This is a genomic window from Nitrosovibrio sp. Nv17 (assembly GCF_900119085.1).
Lineage (GTDB): Bacteria > Pseudomonadota > Gammaproteobacteria > Burkholderiales > Nitrosomonadaceae > Nitrosospira.
Map to the genome: position 1 here is coordinate 23,408 of NZ_FPIQ01000025.1, position 8,189 is coordinate 31,596.

The window sequence follows — 8,189 nt, forward strand, 5'->3', positions numbered from 1 at the left end:
GCCGCCGGCGGCGCGGCTCCCTTTCTTTCCCAACCGCAGACGTCGGCAACGTCGTGGATTCGATGAGGAGAATGAAGAATGAAGAATATTTTCGGAGACGGGCGATATCGATCGCTGATCTGGGCGGGCCTGGCCGTGCTGCTGGCAGCGGGCTGCGCCGGTGTGGAAAAAAGGGAAGCCGCTTCCCAGCTGGCGGTGGCCCGGACCAGCATCGCCGATGCGGTGAGCGCAGGGGCCACCGACTTTGCGCCGGTCGAGCTGAAGGCGGCGCAGGACAATTTCAGCGCAGCCGAAAAGGCCGCGGCGGGGAACGATCATGCCGCCGCCAGGCGCCTCGCGGAGCGGGCCCAGATTGACGCCCAGCTCGCGACCGCCAAGACCCGGGCCGGCAAAGCGAAGAAGGCGGAAGGCGCCCTGCAGGAGAGCAACGAGACATTGCGGGAAGAACTGAACCGCAAGGTGCAGTGACGCGACGACGGTCATTACCCAGGAGAATATCCCATGAAAAATAATCTGTTCTCGATGTTGGTTGCCGCCCTCGCTGGCGTGGCGGCGATATTGGCGGGCTGCAGCTCGGTGCCCGAGAGAAACGCCCATCTCGAAGCGGCGCGTCTCAGCTACCAGGACGCGCAGAGCGTGCCATCCATTTCCACCCTCGCTGCCGCCGAGCTCAAGGAAGCCGGGGACGCCCTGGAGCAGGCGAACGCCGCCTGGCTGCGGCGCGAGAATCCGGCAACCGTGGAGCAGCTGTCCTATATTGCCGAGCGTCGGGCGCACATCGCCCAGGAAGCGGCCATCGGCAGGCGTGCGGAAGCCTCGGTCGGCCAGGCCGATACGCAAAGCGCCCGAATCCAGCTGGCCGCGCGCACCGAGGAGGCCGACAGGAGCCAGGCGCGGGCCGCCCAGCTGCAGTCGCAGCTCGATGAGCTGCACGCCCAGCCCACCGATCGCGGCACGGTCGTGACGCTGGGAGACGTACTGTTCGATACGGATCAGGCCCAGCTCAAGCCGGGCGGGGTGCGGGTGGTTCAGAAACTGGGGGACATCCTGATCCAGAACCCGCAGCGCCGGGTGGTCATCGAGGGCTTCACCGACAGCACCGGCAGCGACAGCCACAACCAGGCGCTCTCCGAGCGCCGTGCCGCCTCGGTGCGGGACGCGTTGTTCGCGATGGGCATCGCCAGGGATCGAATCGTGGCGCGCGGCTACGGCAAGGCCTATCCCGTCGCGGGCAACGATACCGAGGCGGGCCGCCAGTTGAACCGGCGCGTGGAGGTGATCATCTCGGATGAACAGGGGGTGTTGCAGCCGCGCTAGTGCAGCCGGCGCCCTGCGCCGCCCCCGGGCCATGCGGCCGGTGGCTGGGGCGGCGCAGGGCCGCGAGGGGAAGGCATGCGGAAGCGCCGGCCGCGCGCAAGCGAGAGAATTCGCGCGGGATGGCTATACGCCGAGCGGGGCCGTCTCCGTCCCGGGCTGCACCCCCGAGCGCACCACCGCCTCGGTGAGCGAAGGCAGGCACAGCTCGATGAAGCGATAGGCGTAGTTGCGCAGATAGTGACCGCGCCGGATGGAGATGTTGGTGGTGTTGGAACGGAACAGGGCGGAGCCGTCGAGCATGCGCAGCCGGGTGTCGCGGGCGGGGTCGAACGCCATCGAAGCGACGATGCCCACGCCCAGCCCGAGTTCGACGTAGGTTTTGATGACATCGGCGTCGAGCGCGGACATGGCGATCTCAGGCACGATGCCTGCCTGCGCGAAGACCTCGTCGATCCCGGCCCGGCCGGTGTAGCCCTCGTGGTAGGTGATGACGGGAAATTCGGCGATGGCCTCCAGCGTGAGCGGATGCCGCGATTCCAGCGCGTGTTCCGGCGGGACGATGACGCCATGGTGCCAGGTGTAGTAGGGAAACGAGACCAGTTCCTCGACGTCCTCCAGCGCTTCCGTGGCCACCCCGATGTCGGCCGTGCCGTCGAGCAGCATGGAGACGATCTCGGCCGGATTGGATTGATGCAGGATCAGGTGGACGCTCGGGAACGCCTTCTTGAAGCGCGTCACCACGGAGGGCAGCGCATAGCGCGCCTGCGTGTGGGTGGTCGCGATGGTGAGCCGGCCCTGGTCCCTGCTGCTGAAGTGTTCCGCCAGGCGCTTGACGTTCTTGGCGTCGAGCAGGATGCGCTCCACGATCTCCATCAGCTCCTTGCCGGGGTCGGTCAGCCCCAGCAGCCGCTTGCCCTTGCGCACGAACAGCTCGACGCCGAGTTCGTCCTCCAGGTCCTTGATGTGCTTGCTGACCCCCGATTGCGAGGTGAACAGGGCATTTGCCGCCTCGGTCAGGTTGTAGTTCTGGCGTACCGTTTCGTGGATGATGCGCAGCTGCTGGAAATTCATGTCGTCGTGCTGGTGCGTACCGCCTGTTCGGTTGCCTCGGGCTTCGGAATGGAGGCCGCCTGCCCGCATCCCGGGGATGCGGGCAGGCGGCCCGGGTGTCGTGGTGGAGGAGGATCCCGGGATCAGTAGTTGTAGCGTCCGCTCTGCAGGCGGTGCAGCGTCGCGACCAGGGCATCCACGTCCGCATGGGTATTGTACAACGCCAAGGAGGGGCGGACGGTATTTTCCTGGCCGAAGCGCCGCAGAATGGGCTGTGCGCAATGATGTCCGGTGCGTACCGCGATGCCTTCCCGGTTCAGCGCGTCGCCGACTTCCGCGGTGGTGTAGCCCTTCAGCACGAACGACAGCACGCCCGCCTTGTCGGGTGCGGTGCCGATCAGGCGCAGGCCGGGAATGCCGTTGAGCCCGCGGGTGGCGTAGGCCAGCAGGTCGTGCTCGTAGCGGCTGATGTTGTCGAGACCGAGACGCTCCACGTACTCGAGCGCAGCGCCCAGCCCCACCGCATCGGCGATGTTGCCGGTGCCCGCCTCGAAGCGCGCGGGCGCGCCATGGTATACCGTCTTCTCGAAGGTGACATCCTGGATCATGTTGCCGCCGCCCTGCCACGGCGGCGAGGCGTTGAGCAGCTCGGCCCGGCCGAACAGCGCGCCGATGCCCGTGGGGCCGAATACCTTGTGGCCCGAGAACACGAACCAGTCGCAGTCGAGCTGCTGCACGTCCACCCGCATGTGGGAGACGGACTGGGCGCCGTCCACGAGCACGCGGGCGCCGACGCGGCGGGCCATTTCGATCATCTGGCGGGCCGGCGTGATGGTGCCCAGCGCGTTCGACACCTGGGAGAACGACACCAGCCTGGTGCGCGCGCCCAGCAGCTTCTGGTATTCGTCGAGCAGGATCTGGCCGTCGTCGTCCACCGGCGCCACGCGCAGCTTCGCCCCAGTTTCGCTGCACAGCTGCTGCCACGGCACGATGTTGGCGTGGTGCTCCAGCCAGGTGATGACGATCTCGTCTCCTTCGCGGACGTTCTGCCGTCCCCAGCTCTGCGCGACGAGGTTGATCGCTTCCGTCGTGCCCCGCAGGAAGATGATCTCGTCCGCCGAGGGCGCATTGATGAAGCGGCGTACGGTCTCACGGGCGGCTTCGTAGGCATCGGTGGCGCGTGCCGCCAGTTCGTGCGCGGCGCGGTGGATGTTGGAGTTCTCGTGCTGGTAGAAATAGGCGAGGCGGTCGATGACGGGCTGCGGCTTCTGGGTGGTGGCGGCGTTGTCCAGCCAGATCAGCGGGCGGCCGTTCACCTGCTCCTCGAGGATGGGGAAGTCGCGCCGCACTGCATGGATGTCGAAAGCAGGGTGCGCCGATGCGATCGGCAGCCTGTCGTCCACCCGCGCGCCGCCGCCGAATGCGGCCGCCTCGTCGAGAAAGTAGAACGAGGACCGCTCGACCAGGCCGGGGGACGGGACGCCCGGCCCCGCGAAAGGCACGGCATTCAGGCCTGCCGCGCCGCCCTGCGCCGGGAAGGCCGTGAAATTGTCCAGCTCCCGGGACGAGGGCAGCGAGAACGCGGCGAAGGTATCGGCGTAGGGAATATCCATGCCGAGTACCGGAATCCTGAAGGCTGGCGGCGTGTGCGGCCCGCGGACTTCCGGGCGGGCGGATGCCGCTGCGCCCGGGTATCCCGCGTCGGCCGCGGACGGAGGAGCCCGGTAGGGAAGGCCGGAATGGGCGGATTCCGGATGGGATGCGTCCGTGATGCCGCCCGGGAGGAACGATGCGCGGCGGAATTCCTCGGGCCGCGCCTCCGCGGAGCGCGCGCGCTCCACCGGGGAGATGCCGGAAATGTCCCCGTACGCGGACTCCGTATTCGGCGGAGCGCCATACGCCGCGTTCACCATGCGGGTAAGTTCGCCGACATCGGGCAGGTAGCCGGGGGCGGCGTCGACGGATCCGCCTGGGCGTGCCTCATCACTTGTACTCATGGTACTTGCCCACGTCGACGTTGTCGAGTATGCCGAGAGCATCTTCGGTCAGCACCGCCAGCGAGCAGTACAGGGAAATCAGGTAGGAAGCGATGGCCTGGTGATTGATGCCCATGAAGCGCACCGAGAGTCCCATGCCCTGCTCGCCCGCCAGGCCGGGCTGGTACAGGCCGACGACGCCCTGGCGGCGCTCCCCGGTGCGCAGCAGCAGGATGGAAGTCTTGTTCTTGACCACGTCGATCTTGTCGCAGGGAATGAGCGGGATCCCCCGCCAGGTCAGGAACTGGGAGCCGAACAGGGACACGGTCGGGGGCGGAACGCCGCGCCGCGTGCATTCGCGCCCGAACGCGGCGATGGCGAGCGGGTGCGCGAGGAAAAAGCCGGGCTCCTTCCATACGCGGGCGATCAGCTCGTCCAGATCATCCGGGGTGGGTGCGCCGGTGCGCGCCTTGACCCGCATGAAGTCGCTGACGTTGTTGAGCAGGCCATACTCCTTGTTGTTCAGCAATTCCCGTTCCTGCCGTTCCTTGACGATTTCCACGGTCAGGCGGATCTGCTCGTGGATCTGGTTGTGGGGGCTGCTGTACAGGTCGGACACCCGGGTGTGGACGTCCACCACGGTGTTGACCGCGCTCAGCACGTACTCGCGTCCCCATTCCTCGTAGTCGACGAAGGTGTTGGGCAGTTCGCGCTCATCCTTGTTGGAGCAGTCCACTTCGATCTTGTCGGGATCCTTGACCTTGTTGACGCGGTAGATGCCCGCCTCGACCGGTACCCAGTGCAGCAGGTGGACGAGCCAGCGCGGCGTGATCAGGCGCAGCTGGGGTACGGTCTTGGTGGCATTGGCGAGCGTGCGTGCCGCCACGTCTCCCAGTGCAGTGTGTCCTTGGTGGATGTCGGCCATGCGAGTCTCCTGGATGAAGTGAGAGGGGTCGTGCGTGAAGAGGAAGTCGATGAACCGATTATATATAACGATAGATAATTATCTAATAATATATTGTGATATAGAATTTGCCAGATCATGACTTTTTTGGCAATCATGCGCCAAATTCAACCGGAAAACCAGGATTCCGCGGCATGTTTCCCCTCTCGTGAACATCTGCGTCATCCAGGGACAGGTTTCTTCCCTTGGATAGGGCGGAGGTGCATGGGCGGCTGGGTGGAAAATCCCACAAAAAAAAAGCGCCAACCAGCGGTCGGCGCGGGAAATGACACCCATGGAGAAAGAGATTTACAGGGAGCATTATCCCCGGCCACGCCTTGCCGGTGAACCAATAACAATTCATTTGCTAATCCATTTTTGGGATAAGGGCGGGGGCTGCCCCTGGCATTCCATGACCGCATGACCGCCGAGGCAGACCGGAAACCGGCCTGCGCTTGCTCTCATTGCCGCAGCCGAAGGCTTTGACGCTTGAAAAGGCGCGGCATGAGACTCGTCTGGTCTGATGACGAGGATCGATTCGTGATTGCAGCCGGTTCTTGAACCGCCTGTTGACTCAGGCTTCAAGGATTCCCGGTAAATTCCGGGCACCGTAGAGCACACGCCCGATCCGCACGATGTCGCCGCTCACGTGGAAGAGAATGGCATGGTTACCCAGGATCGCCATGGCACGGCGGGGATCATCCGGGGCGATATGGTCAGCCAGGTAGGATAGCTGGAATGAAATGCAACCCATCGCAGCGTTCTGCGGGAGATGATGGGTTACGCTGCGCTCCATCCATCCTACCCCTACTTTCGGGGAGTGAAGTGAAATTGTAGGGTGGGTGAAGCGGAGCGCAACCCACCGAATTCATGGAACCGATGGGTCAAGATGGTTCATTCCGATGATGGGTTGCTACGGGGGCTTTCCACAGGTTTTGATGGGTTGCGCGTTGCTCCACCCATCCTACGGATGCTTTCGGGGAGTGAAGTGAAATTGTAGGGTGGGTGAAGCGGAGCGCAACCCACCGAATTCATGGAACCGATGGGTCAAGATGGTTCATTCCGATGATGGGTTGCTACGGGGACTTTCCACAGGTTTTGATGGGTTACGCTGCGCTCCACCCATCCTACGGATGCTACGGATGCGGCGGGTGGTGGTAGGGTGGGTGGAATGAAATGCAACCCACCGCGGCGTTCTGCGGGAGATGATGGGTTGTGCTGCGCTCTACCCATCCTGCCCCTACTGTAATCTCTCCTGCGCGGATATTGCCGTACGCCTGAAGGCAGGGCGGATCAGCTTGTGGCGGGCGGGGAGTCAGGTAGATTTTCCCGTAGGCTCCTATCAACAATTGGCCGGTGGAAAGAAAGCTTCTTATTGCACAGCCAGCACAGCGATATGCCCCGCTCCTGCCTGGGTACGCGGACGAATCATGATTTCGACATCGTGATCAAGCGCCGTCAGAAATTCCATCAGACGCTCGACCGAGAACTGATCCAGCCGGTAATTCTTCAGGGCGGATACTTTGGGTTGAGGGATGCCCAGAAGCGCCGCCACTTCCCGCTGCTTCAGCTTGCGAGCCTTCAGCACTCCATTGATGGCAAAAGCCAGATGCGTCTTGGTCTGGCGCTCGGCGGCATCCGGCATGCCGAGATCCTCAAACACGTTGCCCGTGCCCCGTGTAATGGCGAGATCGTCAATTGAGCTCATAGTGTTCCTCCGCTTTCATGATCCTGCCGGGCGCGTTTCAGCCGCTCGGCGATCAGCTTCACATCGTCCTGCGGTGTCTTGATTCCAGACTTCGATTTCTTCTGGAATGCATGTAGGACGTACACCACCCCGGCAAACCGCACGGTATAGACGGCGCGATAGGTATCACCCCGATGGTCTTCAACAACCTCGAATATGCCGGGACCTTCACCCTTCCATGGCTTGGCATGGGGGTGTTTGCCGCCAAGCTGGGCCAAACCCAGCGCATAGTCCATGTCATCCTGCACCTCTGCGGGAAAAGCCTGATAATCCTTCTTTGCAGAACCCACCCAATGCAGCGGTTTCTCATATCCCATGCCTGCCCGCTCCCCTCACTTTAAAATATACCAAATCTGATATATTTATTCAAGTCTTGAATAAGAAGCTTGGGCGGCTACCTGTTCATTTTCTCCATTCAGAGATCCCCCTGTACAGCCTTTGCAAGCGTTCTGGCACAGGCGCTTGATCTCCGCAAACCGGGATTCCGGTTCCTCCTCTGGCGTTGCGGCGCTCCCTTGGCGGGGGATGCTGTGGCTCAAGTATGCCTGCACCAAGAAAGCCTGCGTCAAACAATATGTGCAGCCAGGTGGATGGATGGAATGAAATGCAACCCATCGCAGCGTTCTGTGGGAGATGATGGGTTGCGCTGCGCTCCACCCATCCTTGTATGATCAGAGATATTCAGATTTTGTTTGTGATGCAAGTAAGATGATGCTTCACTGGGGAAGCCGTCCCATCCTGAAGACAGGTTTTTTAAGGTCTGAGCTTGTGATGTAGATTGGCTCCCCGCCCTATTCGCCAATACCGTGGAGTATCCGAGGCTTTGAGCCTGTATACACAAGGATGGTAGGTGTCGCATCCCGGACGATCATATGGTCGCTTGTTAAACAGATGCGGGTGCGACTGATACCACTGTTTCATGGCCTGCATGGGCGTACTGCTCTTGAGCGCTGATTGCGGCAATTGGTGGTTGTACAGCGCCACATAGCGCAACAAGGTTTGCTCCATGTCCTCGCGGCTGTTGAACCTGTGGGTCTTCAGGACGTCTGCAATACGCCCATTGAACCGCTCCACCATACCGTTGGTTCTCGGTGTTCTGGGCTTGGTCAGCCGGTGCTCTATGCCCAGCTCCTGGCACAGTTGATCGAACTCATGG

Annotated in this window: 8 protein-coding genes and 1 pseudogene; 2 read left to right on the forward strand and 7 right to left on the reverse strand. The window is 62.6% G+C overall.

Annotated elements, in window-relative coordinates:
• Positions 1 to 78: 78 nt before the first annotated feature.
• Both BT108_RS12030 and BT108_RS12035 read left to right on the forward strand, forming a co-directional pair.
• On the forward strand, positions 79 to 468 hold the full coding sequence (locus tag BT108_RS12030) for a DUF4398 domain-containing protein (protein WP_072294813.1): 390 nt from the start codon (positions 79 to 81) through the stop codon (positions 466 to 468).
• 33 nt (positions 469 to 501) lie between these two features.
• Complete coding sequence (locus BT108_RS12035; protein ID WP_072294814.1) at positions 502 to 1,317, forward strand: OmpA family protein; 816 nt, start codon at positions 502 to 504, stop codon at positions 1,315 to 1,317.
• A 123-nt stretch (positions 1,318 to 1,440) separates the two neighbouring features.
• Here the strand turns inward: BT108_RS12035 and BT108_RS12040 are convergent, their stop codons facing one another.
• The 7 genes and pseudogenes from BT108_RS12040 to BT108_RS12070 all read right to left on the reverse strand — a co-directional run.
• Positions 1,441 to 2,388 (reverse strand): CysB family HTH-type transcriptional regulator, encoded by a 948-nt coding sequence (locus BT108_RS12040; protein ID WP_072294815.1) that lies wholly within the window; start codon positions 2,386 to 2,388, stop codon positions 1,441 to 1,443.
• Between the two features lie 122 nt (positions 2,389 to 2,510).
• On the reverse strand, positions 2,511 to 4,364 hold the full coding sequence (locus BT108_RS12045) for a family 2A encapsulin nanocompartment cargo protein cysteine desulfurase (RefSeq protein ID WP_177257315.1): 1,854 nt from the start codon (positions 4,362 to 4,364) through the stop codon (positions 2,511 to 2,513).
• The gene (locus BT108_RS12050) at positions 4,351 to 5,268 is read right to left on the reverse strand and encodes a family 2A encapsulin nanocompartment shell protein (protein ID WP_072294816.1); all 918 of its coding nucleotides are present in this window, start codon (positions 5,266 to 5,268) and stop codon (positions 4,351 to 4,353) included. Before BT108_RS12050 ends, BT108_RS12045 begins: the two co-directional genes overlap by 14 nt.
• Positions 5,269 to 5,860: 592 nt before the next feature.
• Positions 5,861 to 6,082, reverse strand: a complete 222-nt coding sequence (locus BT108_RS12055; protein ID WP_072294817.1) for a hypothetical protein — start codon at positions 6,080 to 6,082, stop codon at positions 5,861 to 5,863.
• A 576-nt stretch (positions 6,083 to 6,658) separates the two neighbouring features.
• Complete coding sequence (locus BT108_RS12060) at positions 6,659 to 6,994, reverse strand: helix-turn-helix domain-containing protein (RefSeq protein WP_218184866.1); 336 nt, start codon at positions 6,992 to 6,994, stop codon at positions 6,659 to 6,661.
• Positions 6,991 to 7,350 (reverse strand): type II toxin-antitoxin system RelE/ParE family toxin, encoded by a 360-nt coding sequence (locus tag BT108_RS12065; protein WP_072294818.1) that lies wholly within the window; start codon positions 7,348 to 7,350, stop codon positions 6,991 to 6,993. The genes BT108_RS12060 and BT108_RS12065 overlap by 4 nt, the downstream gene beginning before the upstream one ends.
• A 532-nt stretch (positions 7,351 to 7,882) precedes the next feature.
• Positions 7,883 to 8,189, reverse strand: a pseudogene (locus tag BT108_RS12070) (integrase core domain-containing protein); the annotation flags it as partial.